Genomic DNA, 15,463 nt, shown 5'->3' on the forward strand with positions numbered 1-15,463 from the left:
GGGGGAAATTAGCGGGATAAATGTAAATAAAAAAGCAGGATAGAGAATAAAAAGAGAAGAAAAATTAGGGTTTAAAATTAGAAAATGAATCAAGAAAATGGCTTTTATCACATAGAAATATCTTATCTAAAGGGGGGTAAGTATTTAAACGTGAGTATTTGTTCATATACCTTGCATCCAAAGCTGATATCTTTAAATTTTTAATTATACTTATAAGTCAATATATTTTAAATTTATTATAATATATCAATAATTTAATTATACTTATTTAAGTTATGGTTAAAATACACCCTGTTTGATTTTTGTATGTTTTTTAGTAAAAGTATGCTATAAAAAATTAAACGGCATAAAAATTGCTTATAACACGCGATATTTATAGAGGGAAACAAAGATGAAGTTATCGGTTGGAATGAAGGTTGCAAACTCTCTGTCGCTCACGCCTCAGTTGCAACAAGCCATTCGTTTACTTCAACTTTCGAGTTTAGAACTAGAACAAGAAATCCAAATTCAATTAGATAGTAATCCCTTGCTTGAAAAAGTAGAAGAGCAATCCACGGTTGAAAGTTTAACTAATTTGCAGGAACAAGAACAAGATCGTAAGGATTTAACCAATGAGTTAAATGCGGATCACTTACCTGATGATTTACCTGTAGATACGGATTGGGATGATGTGTATACGCATCAATCGACAAGTTTAGGCACACCAGAGTTTGAGGAGCGTGAAGATAATCGACAAGGGCATTTTGGCTTACAAGCACACATGCTTGAGCAAGTGAATTTATTGCATTTTTCAATGGTTGATCGTTTAATCGCGCACTGTATTATTGACGCCTTAGATGATAAAGGTTTCTTAGACTGCGATGTATCTGAGATTACGGCTTCTGTGCAACATCTACTTGATAGTATGGATTATGATGAAGAGATTGAAGACGATGAAGTGATTGTGGTGTTGAAGCATATTCAACGTCTGGATCCGATTGGAATTGGCTCGCGTAATTTGGCAGAATGTTTAACTATACAATTAGAAAGTTTATCGGAAACAACACCTTATCGTAAGGAAGCAATGCTTTTAATGAAGCATTATGAGTTGTTGATTAGTAATGAGTTACCTAAGCTGATCAAGCAAACAGGCTTAAATCAAGAACAATTAAAAGAAGCCGTTTGTTTATTAAAAACACTGCAAGCACACCCTGGAATAGAGTTTGAAAATAAAGATTCAGATTATCAAATTCCAGATGTAGTGGTCATGAAAAAGAATGACCATTGGTTTGTACAGTTGAACCCTGATGTTATGCCAAAATTAAGGGTGAACTCTTTTTATGCAAATATGATTAAGCGCGCTGATCAAAGTGATGATAATCAGTATTTACGTAATCAAATGTTAGAAGCTAAAAACTTTATTAAGAGTGTTGATGAGCGCCATAAAACTTTACTGAAAGTTGCGACGTGTATTGTGGAACATCAGCGTGCGTTCTTTGAAATTGGTGCAGAGGGGATGAAACCTTTAGTACTGCGTGATATTGCAGAAGAAGTTGAATTGCATGAATCAACAGTTTCTCGTGTGACTACCAATAAATATATGTTAACGCCACGTGGTTTATTCGAGTTGAAATACTTTTTTTCTAGCCATGTGGGAACAACGTCGGGCGGTGAAGCATCCTCTACAGCAATTCGTGCGAAGATTAAAAAAATGGTGTCCGAAGAAAATATACGTAAGCCTTTGTCTGATAATGCAATTGCGACTTTATTGAAAGCAGAGGGTATTGATGTTGCACGTCGTACGGTAGCGAAATATCGCGAGTCGTTACATATTCCTTCATCTTCGGAAAGAAAAGTCTTGATCTGATTTTTAAAATCTGACTATTCTAGAGGTTCATTATGACGAAATAATGAACCTCTTTTTTATTTTAAGGCACTGTTCAAATGATTTGATCGAATGGAAATTGCGCGTATCTCTATCAAATGAGCTGTGACTTGCTAATCCTGTAAAAAGGTGAGGGATAGTATTATGCAAATAACCATTCGTGGTCACCACTTAAGTATTACGCCTGCAATAGAACAGGCAATACGTTTAAAGTTTGCTGAAATGACTAAGCATTTAGATCAAGTAAATAGTATGCAAGTAAAATTAAGCAAAGATCATCAAGTTGATAAGCGTTCGAAAAAGGGAAGTTCAAATCATATTGCTGAAGCCATCATTCGAATACCTGGTGCTGAGCTATTTGCCCAAGCAAGTGGGGATGATATGTATTCTTCAATAAAAAAACTTAGCGAAAAATTGAAACGACAGTTACATAAGCATCGAAAAATGCAGTTAGATTACTTACCTTTGGCTATTTAGCCTATATAAGCAACAAAAAGAGGTTCGAATGAGCCTCTTTTTTTATATATATATTGTATGAGACTAATGAATTATTTTTTTTATTTATAGTAAAATGGCAGGTTTTACACCGTTAGTCCTATAAGAGGTCTTGTGATGAATAGTGAACAGCTCACTGATATTTTGAAAGCTGCGTTTCCTGAAGCTGAAGTTGCAGTAAGTGGGCAGGGCGGTAAATTTGACCTACGTATTGTGGATGATCAATTCGAAGGTAAACGTCCCGTTGCTCGTCAGCAATCTGTTTATGCACCATTGAACTCTTATATTGCCAGTGGTGAAGTTCATGCAGTAACAATTCGCGCAATGACTAAAGAAGAATGGCGTAAAGCAAGCTTATTCGGAGCTTAATAGATTAATGGATAAATTCTTAATTCAGGGCGGTGTTACGCTCGAAGGTGAAGTGCGAATTTCTGGTGCAAAAAATGCAGCACTTCCACTTTTGGCTGCGATGATTTTAGCTGAAACGCCAACTACGCTTAAAAATGTACCTAATTTAAAAGACGTAAATACGCTGGTTAAATTAATTGCAGGTCTGGGCATTACCATGAGCTATGAAGGGGATACTGTTGTTGCAGATACCTCAACACTCAACAATCAATTTGCACCATACGAACTCGTTAAAACTATGCGTGCATCTATTTTGGTGCTAGGTCCATTATTGGCGCGCTATGGTAGTGCACAAGTGTCTTTGCCAGGTGGTTGTGCAATTGGATCACGTCCAGTTGACCAACATTTAAAAGCATTAGAAGCTTTAGGTGCAGAAATTGTAGTTGATGCAGGTTATGTTCATGCCAAAGTCGATGGTCGCTTAAAAGGTGGCGAAGTTGTCTTTGACATGGTTACTGTGGGCGGTACTGAAAATATTTTAATGGCAGCGGTATTGGCGGATGGTGTAACCACGATTCGTAATGCAGCGCGTGAACCTGAAATTACCGATCTTGCACAAATGCTGATTGCTATGGGTGCAAAAATTGAAGGGTTAGATACCGATACTTTAGTGGTTACAGGTGTTGAAAGCTTGCATGGTTGTGAGTACTCTGTGGTTGCAGATCGTATTGAAACAGGTTCATATTTAGCGGCAGCGGCCATTACAGGTGGTCGAGTTAAAACCACACATACCGACCCAAATCTAATGGAAGCGGTACTAGAAAAGTTTGAAGAAATGGGTGCAGAAGTTACCCGTGGTGACGACTGGATCGAACTTGATATGATGGGTAAACGTCCAAAAGCTGTGAGCTTCCGTACTTTGCCACATCCAGAGTTTCCAACAGATATGCAAGCACAGATCATGGCGGTAAATGCCATTGGCCGTGGTTTTGCAACAATTTCTGAAACGATTTTTGAAAACCGTTTTATGCATGTACCTGAATTGGCACGTATGGGCGCAAATATTCAGGTCGAAGGTAATGATGCTGTTGTTACAGGTGTAGAAAAACTTTCTGCTGCACCAGTAATGGCAACAGATTTACGTGCTTCTTTCTCTTTAGTTTTGGCTGCATTGGCTGCTGACGGAGAAACTTTAATTGACCGTATTTATCATATTGACCGCGGTTATGAAGATGTAGAAGCAAAATTACAAGGTTTAGGCGCCCAAATTAAGCGAGTAAGTTAATGAGCGATATGAGAAACGATGATCCGAACTTTGACGTAATGGGCAATTTTGATCATGGTTTAACTTTAGCGTTAAGCAAGGGACGTATTTTAAAAGAAACGTTACCTTTGCTTGAAACGGCAGGGATTAATCTTTTAGAAGATCCTGATAAGTCTCGTAAATTAATTTTCCCTACCACCCATAAGCACGTACGTATTTTAATTTTACGTGCTTCGGATGTACCAACTTATGTGGAAAATGGTGCAGCTGATATTGGTGTGGCGGGTAAAGATGTGCTCATGGAGCATGGTGCACAAAATGTCTATGAACCACTCGATTTAAAAATTGCAGTGTGTAAGTTAATGACAGCGGGTAAAGTTGGCATGGAGCGTCCGCAAGGTCGTTTAAAAATTGCCACGAAGTACGTGAACTTAACACGCCAATACTATGCAAGCTTAGGTGAGCAAGTCGATGTGATTAAATTATATGGTTCGATGGAACTTGCACCATTGGTGGGTCTAGGACATTACATTGTAGACGTTGTGGATACGGGTAATACTTTACGTGCCAATGGTTTAGAGCCACTTGAAGAAATCTGTAAAGTGTCTTCACGTTTAATTGTAAACAAAGCAAGTTTCAAGCGTAAGCAACAATTGCTGAACCCAATTCTTGCGCAACTTGAAAAAGCAGTTGAAGCGCGTGAAAATGCTAAAAAAGCTTAAGTTTGCTTGAGCTATAACGAGAAAAGCCGTCCATTGGGCGGTTTTTTTTATTCCGCAATGTTAAAACTTAAGCGCGATGCTTTCTCTATTGTTATAAAAGTTATTTTCAATAAAACTCATGTACTCACATACAGATAGATAACCACAAAGCTCACTAAAACAGGTAAACTAAAGTTTTCCAATACATTACCTAGTGGGTAAATTGATGCGACGTTTATCGACTCAAGATCAAAACTTCAAGCAAGCTTTTGCTGACTTGTTAGCTTTTGAAACTGTGAATGATCCAGAACTTTTAAAAACCGTTGACCAAATTATTGCTGATGTTCGTCAGCATGGCGACGCTCACGTACTTAAGCTCACACAGCAGTTCGATCGACATCCAGCGCATCAATTTTCAGACTTAGAGCTTAGCCAAGAACAGTTAAAAGCAGCATTTGATGGCTTAAGCACAGAGGTGCGCGAAGCTTTAGAAATGGCCGCCAATCGTGTACGTGAGTTTCACCAAGCACAAAAACAAGACGGCTGGACCTATGTGGATGCCTTAGGCAATACCTTGGGGCAAAAAGTGACACCACTTGATCGTGTGGGTATTTATGTTCCAGGTGGTTTAGCTTCATATCCATCTTCAGTACTAATGAATGCTGTACCTGCGCATGTGGCTGGTGTGCCTGAAATTATTATGGTGGTTCCTGCCCCGAATGGCGATTTAAATCCATTGGTGTTGGCGGCTGCTTATCTAGCAGGTGTATCTCGTGTATTTACCATTGGTGGTGCACAAGCAGTTGCGGCTTTGGCTTATGGCACAGAAACTATTCCCATGGTCGACAAGATTACAGGACCAGGCAACCGTTTTGTAGCTGCGGCTAAGCGTGCGGTATTTGGTCAAGTTGGCATTGATATGATTGCAGGACCTTCTGAAATTTTAGTCTATGCAGAAGGTGATAATAATGCTGAATGGTTGGCGATGGATCTATTGTCTCAAGCTGAACATGACACTGTGGCACAAGCTGTGTTTATTACACCAGATGAGCAACTACTCAACGATGTTGCACACTGGATTGAAAAGCATTTAGAAGCTTTGCCAAAAGCGGAAATTGCCCGTACTTCAATTGAAAACCGTGGTGCATTGGTACTGGTCAAAGACCGTGCTGAAGGCGCTGCATTAATTAACCAAGTTGCACCTGAACACTTAATGTTGTGTTTAGATGAAGCTGAATTAATGTCTGAAAGTATTCGTCATGCGGGTGCTATTTTTATGGGACGTTATACACCAGAAGCAATTGGTGATTATTGTGCAGGCCCGAATCACGTGTTACCAACATCAGGTACAGCACGTTTTTCATCTCCACTCGGTGTTTATGATTTCCAAAAACGTTCAAGCTTGATTATGTGCTCTGAAGCTGGTGTGAAAAGCTTAGCAAAAACTGCAGATGTTTTGGCACAACAAGAAAACTTGGATGCCCATGCACGATCAGCACGTTACCGCTATCAGTAAGCCACCAAGTCATAATGATTAAGAAATAACATCCCTCTCTAAATACGCTTTAAAGCAAAATTTTAGGGAGCTGAGGAGAGGTATTTTCCTCACTCGCTCCTAAAAAGAGAGGGAACCAAGAGAAAAGAAAATGTCGAAGATTACCACTGAACAAAAGCGCTTTTGGAGCCCAGACGTACGTGAGTTGGAACCGTATGTCCCTGGTGAACAACCTAAAATTCAAAATTTATTAAAGCTCAATACCAATGAAAACCCGTATCCACCCTCACCAAAAGTGGTTGAAGCTGTTCAAGCTGTATTAGCAAATTCAGCAGATGCACTGCGTTTATATCCAGATCCTGATGCTTCAGCATTGAAACAAGCCATTGCTACGCAGCAACATGTTGCTGTTGAAAATGTATTTGTGGGCAATGGTTCAGATGAGGTTTTGGCGCACATTTTCAAAGCATTTTTTGTACAAGAACTTCCAATTCTTTATCCAGATATTACGTACAGTTTTTATCCGGTGTACAGCCAGTTCTTTGGAATCGCTAGCAACACCAAAATTTTGCCGTTAAATGATCAATTTGAAATTGTTGTTGATGATTATAAACAGCCGAATGGCGGGATCATTATTACTAATCCAAATGCTCCAACCAGTATCGCACTGGGTATATCTGCAATTGAAGAAGTATTGCAAGCCAACCCAAATTCTGTTGTCGTGATTGATGAAGCGTATGTTGACTTTGGCGCGGAATCTGCTGTAAGCCTCGTGGCAAAATATGAAAACCTCGTAGTGTGCCAAACGACGTCTAAGTCGCGTTCTTTAGCTGGCTTACGTGTTGGTTTTGCTATTGCTCAGCCACATTTGATTGCAGCACTTGAAGCAGTAAAAAACAGTTTTAACTCGTACCCTATTGACCGTTTTGCAATTGCGGCAGCTGTTGCTTCATTTGAAGATCAAACTTATTTTGAAGCACAATGTGCTAAAGTTATTGCGAGCCGTGAGAAGTTAGTTGCAGATCTAACTGCACTTGATTTTCAAGTATTACCTTCAAGTGCTAACTTTATTTTTGCAACTTTAGCAACGAAAGATGCTGGTGAATTAGCAACTGCATTGCGTGAGCATGGTGTGATTGTTCGTTATTTCAATAAGCCACGTATTAACCAATATCTACGTATCACCATTGGTACAGATGCTGAAAACCAACGTTTAGTTGATACGTTGAAGAATGAAATTTTAGTTTAATAAAATCTTAACCCTTACGAAGTAATGCTTCTCCTCTCTTTTTAAAGGGAGGTCGGGAGGGATTAAAAAAGCGACTCAATTGAGTCGCTTATTTATTAAGGTTGATGCCATGTGTTGAGCAAGTTCAACATCGCTTCAACTTTGTCAAAGCATTCTTGATATTCAGCATCACAATTTGATGCGATTGTAATACCACCACCGGCCCAAACAGAAACATGGTCTTGATATTTTTGTATCGAGCGGATCAAGATATTCCAAGACCCTGTACCGTCATGATTAAAATAACCCATCGAACCACAATAGGCACCACGAGGTGCGCCTTCAAGTTCTTCGATAATTTGCATCGCGCGGATTTTGGGTGCGCCAGTGATTGAGCCACCTGGTAGGGCAGAGATTAATACATCAAATGGATTTACATCGGGTTTTAAGCGAGCTTCAATTTCACTCACCATGTGATGTACTTGATTAAAGCTCTCAATATTAAATAGCTTAGGAGTTTTTACCGTTCCTATTTCTGCATACACGCTCAGGTCATTACGTAGTAAATCTACAATCATGACATTTTCAGCCATGTCTTTTTTAGATGTTTTCAGCGTGTTTTTGGATTCAGTATCCAATATTGGATCTGTATAACGTGGCATGGTGCCTTTAATCGGTTTAGTTCTTATTTTGCGTTCAGCTTCAAAATCAATAAATAATTCTGGTGAGCAACTTAAAAGCTCAAATTTGCCAACTCTTAAATAGCCCGCATAAGGTGCATCAGTTAAGTCCCATAACTGGAAAGCGGTGTCTAAAAGCAAACCTGTTGCTTGCGTCGTAAATTCTTGTGTTAAGTTAATTTGATAACAATCGCCAGCCTTAATGTAATCTTGAACTTGATGAAAAGCCTGTTGGTACTGCTCAAAACTCCATCGCGCTTGAAGTGGCTGATAAAGCTCAAAAGTAGAGGTGTAAGTGTCTTTATTTAATAGATCTAATAAAACTTGATATCGCTGCTTTGCATTAGAATGATGGCTGATGAAGGTCCATCCTTCTGTGCTGTGCTTTAAATAGCTACTAAAGCGTCCAATAAACAACGCTGGTTGTTTTTTATGGGCTGTTTTGACTTGTGTTGAGGCTGAAAAGTCATAGCCAATAAAGCCGAGTAAGCCACCATTAAAACCAGATTGTGGTTCAGCATGATTAGGCTGAAAACAGAATTTAGGTAAAGATGGAATGGGCAGTACATAATAGGTATCTATATCGGTCTCAATGTAATGAAATGTTTCATTATTTTCGTGAGTAAAGTATTCATCAGCAAACAGACCAATGGTCGGTTGAGCGTCATTATTCAGATAAACGACATGGGATAAGTCAGCCAAAGCAGATAATATCTGAGTTGCAGACAAGTTGTGCTTTAAAATGAGTCGTTGATAAACAATCTGATTTTGCATAAACCTAAATGTGCATGGGGCTAAACGTAGCCATAGTGTATATCAATGTGTTTATGAAGTATGAGTAAATACCGTTTATCGGCGAACTCTAAATTGCGACCAACAACAGTTGAACAAAAATTAACACAGAGCTACTGTAGTCATGCGAGCAAGCTACTCAAGGAATGATGTTGGCGCTGCCATAAAACGAATAAGCAGCAAAAAGCATTGAGTGGTTGACAATCATAAAAAATACTCTTGGGAGAGTAACAATGAAAAAATTCACTAAACTTGTTTTAGTATCTTCAATGGCAATCAGCGCAAATGCAATGGCAATGCAAGCAATGGATTATGCAGCGCTTAGCTCAACAACAGGTCAAGACGGTATCAATATTGGTATTGGTATTACAAAAGTCCAAATTGATAAGCTTTATGTTCATGATAATGATGGTTTGTCTGCATCAGCAACGAATAAAGTTGAAGGGGTTTCTGTAACAGGTGTTGGTAGTGGAGGCCCTACTTTCTCTGATCCTAAAGAAATCTCGAATGCTGCAATTGTAGGCGGTAGTGGTACAGCAGGTGCACTTGCGATTGATGGCATCACAATTACTGCCAATAACGCATCTTTACTAAACTCGCATAATTTAATGGATTTGCAAATTGATTCTGATGCTGGTGCGAATGGCGCATTCTTGAATATTGCAGCTCAAGTTTCAGGTCTAAATATTAAAATTGGTGAGATCAGTGTAGCTGCATCAGGTGATGCTGCAACAGGTCGTCGTGGTATAGTGGCAAATTCTCAAAAAGCGATTTTGTCAGGCTTAACCATTACAACGGGTCAAATGGCAGCTAATATTCAATTAGGTTCTACACCACAAGGTGCAATGATTAAATTGAATACAACTATGCAAGGTGGTTTGACAATTTCTGATCTTGGTATTTTAGATAATGCTGGTGGTGGTCAGATTACTTTAGGTAAATTGAGTGTTGCGGATGCGCCTGATGCTGGCTCAACAACGTCGTCTGGCAATTTAACAATTGCTGCTGATGTAGCAGTAACTGATAAAGGTTTAAAAATCACTAGTACTCAAAATGCTTCTGGTACGGACATTTATGTGCAAGGTATCGCTTTAGGTGCTAAACCTCTGGATAGTGATTGGAAAACTACATCAGGTACTAGTTCAACTTTATTAGCTCGTGGTAGCTCATTGAAAGGTTCTATTGGTGATGTTGAAGTTCAAGGTTTAAAAACTTGGTATGATGCTGGTTATACAAAGCAAGGTTCTATTATTACAATTACAGGTCGTTAATCCTGTCGTGATTTATAAAAGCGCGTGAATTTCACGCGCTTTTTTTTACAAATAAAAGATGAAATACATCAAAAATATAAAAAAATAGCTGTTTTTTTTTGCAAAAAAAGGTATCTTGCAATTAGACATGGAAGTAGAGCGTTAGCTCTAAAATAATGATAAAAGGCACATCAACTGCCGATAACTAAAAAGTTAGAAGATATGTTAGAGATAGCACTAGGCTCGGCATTGATGTATTACTTTGCCAAAGAGTCATTCGATATAAAAGAAAAGCCAGCCGGAGCAGTGTATTACACTGAAACTCTGGATTCACGAAATGATTCATTTACCCGCATGCACCGTGAAACGGTAAAAATTAAACCTGCAGTCGAAGACCAATTTCGTGGCATTGTCCGTCAAGCATACGATTATAGTTGTGGTTCTGCTGCTTTAACCACATTGTTAAATGGTTATGTGGGCGCCAAGCTAACAGAACAACAAACCATGAACGGTTTATTGAAATTTGGTGAAACTGAAAAAATTGTAGAACGTCGTAGTTTCTCTTTACTTGATATGAAGCGCTTTGTGGGTGCTTTGGGATTAGAGAGCGGTGGTTATCGTGGTGAGTTTACCGATTTGGTAAAACAAGGCGAGCCCGCTATTGTGCCTATTTCTTACGCGGGATTTAAGCACTTTGTGGTGTTTAAGGGCTATAAAAACGGCCGTGTTTATGTAGCTGACCCAGCATTAGGTAACATTAGTTTTGATGAAACTCGATTTAAAGAAATTTGGGAAAACAACACACTCTTTTTAATCAATGTTGCACCAAATAAACGCCAAACTATGCTGGCATTAAATGAAGCAGATATGCGACATGTCGATGACGCAACAGTCAATCGCTATGCTTTTGTAGACTTACAATACCCTCAGTTTTACATGGATAAAATTGCAGATAAAGCATCGACGATTCGACTGGATAAAAATATGAATGAGTCGTCAGAAAACTATGGGCAATCGAACTATAACTTCCTAAGACTTTACTATAAAAACAAGTAAGGCCAGAACTTAAGTTATAAACAGATTAAAAAAATAAAAAGCGGTGGTATGGAAAATGAATAGTAAATGGATGAACAAAACCTTATTGGCAGTCAGCGTTCAAATGTTGATGGGGGTTGCTTACGCAAATGAGCCAGCTTTGGGTGGGTATGATGCCGTTGAGGAGCAGGCAGTTGCTGAAGATACAACACTGGGTGGTTATGACAGTGTTGATGAAACTGCTACAATACCAGCAGATTCTGCGACGCAAGCCGAAGCGCCAGTAGCACAAGTGTCAGCACCAGCACAAACTTCGGATGCTTCTGCTGCACTTCAAAAGCAAGAGGGCGATGCAACACAAGAGGCCAATCTTCAAGAAGTATTTACGTCCAATGAACGCCAATATTCCTTAATTAAAAAAGGTGAGATCTCTTCATATTACGATATTGATTATACCTATTATCGTGATACACAACTTGATATGGAAATGGCTGAAGGCCAACTGTATCAATTACGCGTGCAAGAAAATGCAACGCATTCAATGACCAACACCTTTACTTTTCAATATGGTGTGCGTGATAACTTAACGTTTACCGCGTCACTACCTTTGGTGACTAAAACGGATCTCTTGAAAGATACCTCAACAGCAGGTTTAGGAGATATTGCACTAGGTGCGCGTTGGGAGCCATTCCCTTTAAAGGCAGGTCGTTTACCACTAATTCTATTTGGTAACTTATCGACTAAAACAGGCGATAGCCCATACGAAGTCAATGCGACGAATGACCTCGCAACTGGTAAGGGATATTACTCTGCAGGGGTTGGTGCAAGTACACGTAAGTACATTGATCCTGTTGTATTGTTTGCGTCTGTTTCTGCGAACTATGGCTTTAAAGAAACGGGCTTGAATCAGCGCCGTGGTACCCGAGTGATCACTGATTTTGAACCAGGTATTAGCGGTGGTTTTGCTTTTGGTTTTGCGTATTCGTTTAACTACGATGTGTCTTTGACCATGTCGTATCAACAAAGCTTTAATACTGGTTCTGAATTTACCTATAGCAGTGGAGAGTCATATTCTCCAGCAGATCAAACCAGTTCAACGCTTGCATTTTCTTTAGGTGTGCGTGTTTCACCAGATACGATTGTGAATGGTACGGTTGGTTTGGGTTTAACAGAAGATGCACCAGATGTTTCATTGGGTCTTTCATTCCCACTTGATATTTTAGGTTTCGGCAAGAAGCTCCGCTAAGAGGGTGTCCGTATGAACTATGTTCGACTGCGTCCGCTCGTTAGCGCGATAATTTTAACGGGATGTTCCAGTGCTACATTTGCACAGCTGGGAACAAACTTATCGGTAGATGTGCGCTCTCTTGCCTTAGGTAATGCTGTTACAGCAGACCCACCAGGCATTAGCGCGGTACATTTTAACCCAGCAGCTTTAACCAAAATTGAAGGTTTGCAAACAGATCTTCAAGGGATTGTTGCAAATTTTGATATTCAACGTGAATTCTCAGTTCCTGCGGGCTATAACGTTTTTGGTTATTCAGATGACCCAATGGTTTGTAATGATGGACCAGAAGTAGCAGCAGACTTATGTACAGACTTTAAAGGAACAGTTAAAGGCGATGTGGAATATGCAAGTTTGTATGTTCCAGGTCTGAAGAAAATGATTGATTTGGGTGCAGGTACACCTGTAGCTGCCCCTACAGCAGGTATTGCATATAATCCACCTGGCTCTAAAGCAACATTTGCAACAGCAATTTATGCACCTTTAATTGCGGGTTTTGGTGCTGAAAATGGCAACCCTGGTAATTATATGGGGCAACAGGTTGCCCTTGAGCGTATTACCTATTTATCTCCAACGATGGCTTATCAAGTTAATGATGAATTATCAATTGGTGGTGGTATTGGGATGTCCTACCAAGCAATTGCGTTAAAAACGGATTTACGTTTTCCAAACGAATTGATTGGTATGCTTCGTATGATTGACGAAGTTGTTTGTACGCCATTTAAAAATAATTCCGACATTATTACGGATATTTTGTTACTCGGGATGTGTAATGCTCAAGAGGGCATGAACCCGTTTAACAAATTTGGCCAAATGCAACTCGCACTAGAGCAGTCCCTCAGCCCAAGCTATAACTTGGGTGTGCTTTGGGAGCCAAGAGAAGATTTTAGCTTTGGTTTGGTCTATCAAAGTGCTGCAAAAATGCGTTTGAAAGGTAAATATTACATTGAAAACGGGAATGCATCGCAAGAGTTAATTAAAGGGCTGATGTCTTCACCGACAGGGCAAATTTTAGCTGCGATTTTAGGCTTTCCATCGGCTGTCCCTGCCATTGAATCTGGCTTAGTTTCAATGGATTTTGAATATCCTGCACACATGCAAGCGGGTATTAAATACAAAATCATGCCTGATCTACAAGTCAACTTTGATATTGGTTGGACGGATTATAGTGCGTGGGATAAATTCGCTTTCGAGTTTGATCGTCAAATTTCAGCACTTAAAATTGCAAAATTATTGTCTTCAGACATTGGCGATACGTCTTTAGCACTACCTTTAGGTTTTAAATCGCCTTGGAACTTTGGTATTGGTATTGAATACTCAGCAACAGATCGTTTAAAACTTCGCGCAGGTTATGAGCCACGAACCAGCTCGATTCCAGATGGCAAGCGTAACACCATGGTGCCCATTAATGGCGCGCAATTGTTTGGTTTAGGTGTGGGCTATCGTTTTGATGCCGATACTGATTTGGATTTATCTGTTGGTTTCTTACGGAGCCGAGATAGTATTCCTGCAAATAGCAGTAGCTTGGCCAACCAAACAGGGGTAAATAATATCTTACTAAACCCTTATGCTGGTTTAAATGTGAAGACAGATACCAAAATTACTATTTTAGGATTGAACTATAGAACACGATGGTAGGACTAGTATTCAGGATGAATAAAAAGCACTTGTTGAACGCGATGCTGATGATGGGATTAGCACAGACTTCAAACATATATGCGGAAGGCATATTTCATACCATTATTGGTCCAGATGGACGTCCAATGGTGGTACAGCGCCCAGATCTTCCAATTAAAAAGAAGGTAGAGGTGAAGAAGGAGAGCCCTGTCTTAACTGGCGAAGCGAGTGTACAACCTGAAGCCCCATCTTATTTAGATCCTGAGCATGAAGCGCATGTTCAGGATGTCGTTCGTGGTTTAGCTGGCAAGCGCCCTGCACAAATTGTGCAAGGTGTAGCGCAAGAACAACATCAACAACAAATGAAGAGTACAAAAAAAGATGCTCAGCAGGCGGTGGCGAATGAAGAAAAGCGTATTGATCATGCTAGCTCAACGCCAATACCACAGCGCGACGTTATTGAGAAACAGGTTGAAAAGAAGTTAGATGCACCAAAAATTACAGTTGTTAATACGCCTGCAACTGAAGATCTGACTGTGGCTAAGCCAAATCAGACTACTGAAAAAGTGTCAAAACAAACAATTGAAGCGTCATCAAAAGTAGCCGTTGAAAAATTGCCGCAAGCCTCTGTAGAGCAACAGAAAAAGTTGGTGAAACTTCCACCAATGCCTGAAATTGTACAAGATCAAAAGCATAAGCAACTATCTACCATAGATGGCGATACTTATGTGAATAACGAATACTTAGAAGAAAAAGAGTTTAATCTTGAAGGTAAAAAGCGTTTTTATGCTATGCCTGAAGGAGTGATTGATCCTAAAACTGGCGCCACACGCATGCAGATGGTTGAGCGTGAAAAAGGTGTAGGGCAGTCTGTAATTGATAACTTATTTAAGAAAAACCGTGCGACTGATGATAAGCCGATCGTGTTGTCGACCAGTTACTACAGAGTATCTAAAGCAGATGCGATTGAAGGACTTGGGCAACAGTGCTTTAGCCAAAAACAATTGCTAAAAGCCAAATCATTAAAAGCTCATCAAGATACAAATTTATGGCCACGTGCACCAATTAAAGCTCAATTTGACTTTGAAGTGGTTCAGTTAGATGCGGGTATCAAGAATATTGAAATACATTCTTATGCATCTAAGAAAAATAACCCTGTATTCTATTGGCCTTTTGCCGTATTTTTAGATGCTAAAGGCTGTGTAATGGAAGGCGCAGGAGGTTATAAGAATAATGATGCTGATGCCAATCATTTATACAGAGAAAAAATTGAAGGGGTATTACAAATTCCTTCAGACACAAAATATTTGTTACTCACTCCGCTTGCAACAGCAATTGATGTCGATGAGCGTGTATTAAGTAATCAAGGACAACTTAAATTAATTGCAATCCGTTAAGGATATAAAAAG

Annotated in this window: 13 protein-coding genes; 12 read left to right on the forward strand and 1 reads right to left on the reverse strand. The window is 39.5% G+C overall.

The window, feature by feature from the left end; translation table 11 throughout:
• The first annotated feature begins 391 nt into the window (after positions 1–391).
• The 7 genes from D9K81_RS14130 (at position 392) to hisC (ending at position 7,416) form a co-directional block, all read left to right on the forward strand.
• A complete protein-coding gene (locus D9K81_RS14130) occupies positions 392–1,846 on the forward strand; it encodes an RNA polymerase factor sigma-54 (RefSeq protein WP_120375567.1) in 1,455 nt (484 codons plus the stop codon).
• Between the two features lie 162 nt (positions 1,847–2,008).
• On the forward strand, positions 2,009–2,341 hold the full coding sequence (gene hpf / locus D9K81_RS14135) for a ribosome hibernation-promoting factor, HPF/YfiA family (RefSeq protein ID WP_120375568.1): 333 nt from the start codon (positions 2,009–2,011) through the stop codon (positions 2,339–2,341).
• Between the two features lie 135 nt (positions 2,342–2,476).
• Positions 2,477–2,728, forward strand: a complete 252-nt coding sequence (ibaG, locus tag D9K81_RS14140) for a BolA family iron metabolism protein IbaG (RefSeq protein WP_067761938.1) — start codon at positions 2,477–2,479, stop codon at positions 2,726–2,728.
• Positions 2,729–2,735: 7 nt separating this feature from the next.
• Positions 2,736–3,992, forward strand: a complete 1,257-nt coding sequence (murA, locus tag D9K81_RS14145) for a UDP-N-acetylglucosamine 1-carboxyvinyltransferase (protein ID WP_120375569.1) — start codon at positions 2,736–2,738, stop codon at positions 3,990–3,992.
• Positions 3,992–4,693: an ATP phosphoribosyltransferase gene (hisG, locus tag D9K81_RS14150; protein WP_120375570.1), complete on the forward strand. Its 702-nt coding sequence runs from the start codon at positions 3,992–3,994 to the stop codon at positions 4,691–4,693. Before murA ends, hisG begins: the two co-directional genes overlap by 1 nt.
• A 193-nt stretch (positions 4,694–4,886) precedes the next feature.
• Positions 4,887–6,188, forward strand: a complete 1,302-nt coding sequence (hisD, locus tag D9K81_RS14155; protein ID WP_171406941.1) for a histidinol dehydrogenase — start codon at positions 4,887–4,889, stop codon at positions 6,186–6,188.
• Positions 6,189–6,318: 130 nt separating this feature from the next.
• Positions 6,319–7,416 carry a histidinol-phosphate transaminase gene (gene hisC, locus D9K81_RS14160; protein ID WP_120375572.1) on the forward strand — a complete coding sequence of 366 codons (1,098 nt, stop codon included), beginning with the start codon at positions 6,319–6,321 and terminating at the stop codon, positions 7,414–7,416.
• Positions 7,417–7,511: 95 nt separating this feature from the next.
• Here the strand turns inward: hisC and D9K81_RS14165 are convergent, their stop codons facing one another.
• Positions 7,512–8,849, reverse strand: coding sequence for an anthranilate synthase component I family protein (locus D9K81_RS14165; protein ID WP_120375573.1), 1,338 nt, complete (start codon positions 8,847–8,849; stop codon positions 7,512–7,514).
• 251 nt (positions 8,850–9,100) lie between these two features.
• Between D9K81_RS14165 and filA the strand changes: the two genes are divergently transcribed.
• From filA to filE, 5 genes are all read left to right on the forward strand, one after another.
• A complete protein-coding gene (filA, locus tag D9K81_RS14170; RefSeq protein ID WP_121523454.1) occupies positions 9,101–10,138 on the forward strand; it encodes a putative pilus system protein FilA in 1,038 nt (345 codons plus the stop codon).
• Between the two features lie 201 nt (positions 10,139–10,339).
• Positions 10,340–11,173 (forward strand): putative pilus system C39 family peptidase FilB, encoded by an 834-nt coding sequence (gene filB / locus D9K81_RS14175; RefSeq protein ID WP_120375575.1) that lies wholly within the window; start codon positions 10,340–10,342, stop codon positions 11,171–11,173.
• A 55-nt stretch (positions 11,174–11,228) separates the two neighbouring features.
• Positions 11,229–12,398: a putative pilus system protein FilC gene (gene filC, locus D9K81_RS14180; protein WP_120375576.1), complete on the forward strand. Its 1,170-nt coding sequence runs from the start codon at positions 11,229–11,231 to the stop codon at positions 12,396–12,398.
• Between the two features lie 12 nt (positions 12,399–12,410).
• Positions 12,411–14,075: a putative pilus system OmpP1/FadL family transporter FilD gene (filD, locus tag D9K81_RS14185; protein ID WP_120375577.1), complete on the forward strand. Its 1,665-nt coding sequence runs from the start codon at positions 12,411–12,413 to the stop codon at positions 14,073–14,075.
• 14 nt (positions 14,076–14,089) lie between these two features.
• Positions 14,090–15,451, forward strand: coding sequence for a putative pilus assembly protein FilE (gene filE, locus D9K81_RS14190; protein ID WP_171406942.1), 1,362 nt, complete (start codon positions 14,090–14,092; stop codon positions 15,449–15,451).
• The last annotated feature ends 12 nt before the right edge of the window (positions 15,452–15,463 follow it).

This window comes from Acinetobacter chengduensis, assembly GCF_003664645.1.
Classification (GTDB): Bacteria; Pseudomonadota; Gammaproteobacteria; order Pseudomonadales; family Moraxellaceae; genus Acinetobacter; species Acinetobacter chengduensis.

Excerpts from the sequence above, each read along its gene's own strand:
- D9K81_RS14130 (WP_120375567.1), top strand. The coding sequence starts at position 392 with ATGAAGTTATCGGTTGGAATGAAGGTTGCAAACTCTCTGTCGCTCACG.
- hisG (WP_120375570.1), top strand. The coding sequence starts at position 3,992 with ATGAGCGATATGAGAAACGATGATCCGAACTTTGACGTAATGGGCAAT.
- filE (WP_171406942.1), top strand. The coding sequence starts at position 14,090 with ATGAATAAAAAGCACTTGTTGAACGCGATGCTGATGATGGGATTAGCA.
- D9K81_RS14165 (WP_120375573.1), bottom strand. The coding sequence starts at position 8,849 with ATGCAAAATCAGATTGTTTATCAACGACTCATTTTAAAGCACAACTTG.
- filA (WP_121523454.1), top strand. The coding sequence starts at position 9,101 with ATGAAAAAATTCACTAAACTTGTTTTAGTATCTTCAATGGCAATCAGC.
- ibaG (WP_067761938.1), top strand. The coding sequence starts at position 2,477 with ATGAATAGTGAACAGCTCACTGATATTTTGAAAGCTGCGTTTCCTGAA.
- murA (WP_120375569.1), top strand. The coding sequence starts at position 2,736 with ATGGATAAATTCTTAATTCAGGGCGGTGTTACGCTCGAAGGTGAAGTG.
- filD (WP_120375577.1), top strand. The coding sequence starts at position 12,411 with ATGAACTATGTTCGACTGCGTCCGCTCGTTAGCGCGATAATTTTAACG.
- hpf (WP_120375568.1), top strand. The coding sequence starts at position 2,009 with ATGCAAATAACCATTCGTGGTCACCACTTAAGTATTACGCCTGCAATA.
- hisC (WP_120375572.1), top strand. The coding sequence starts at position 6,319 with ATGTCGAAGATTACCACTGAACAAAAGCGCTTTTGGAGCCCAGACGTA.
- filC (WP_120375576.1), top strand. The coding sequence starts at position 11,229 with ATGAATAGTAAATGGATGAACAAAACCTTATTGGCAGTCAGCGTTCAA.
- filB (WP_120375575.1), top strand. The coding sequence starts at position 10,340 with ATGTTAGAGATAGCACTAGGCTCGGCATTGATGTATTACTTTGCCAAA.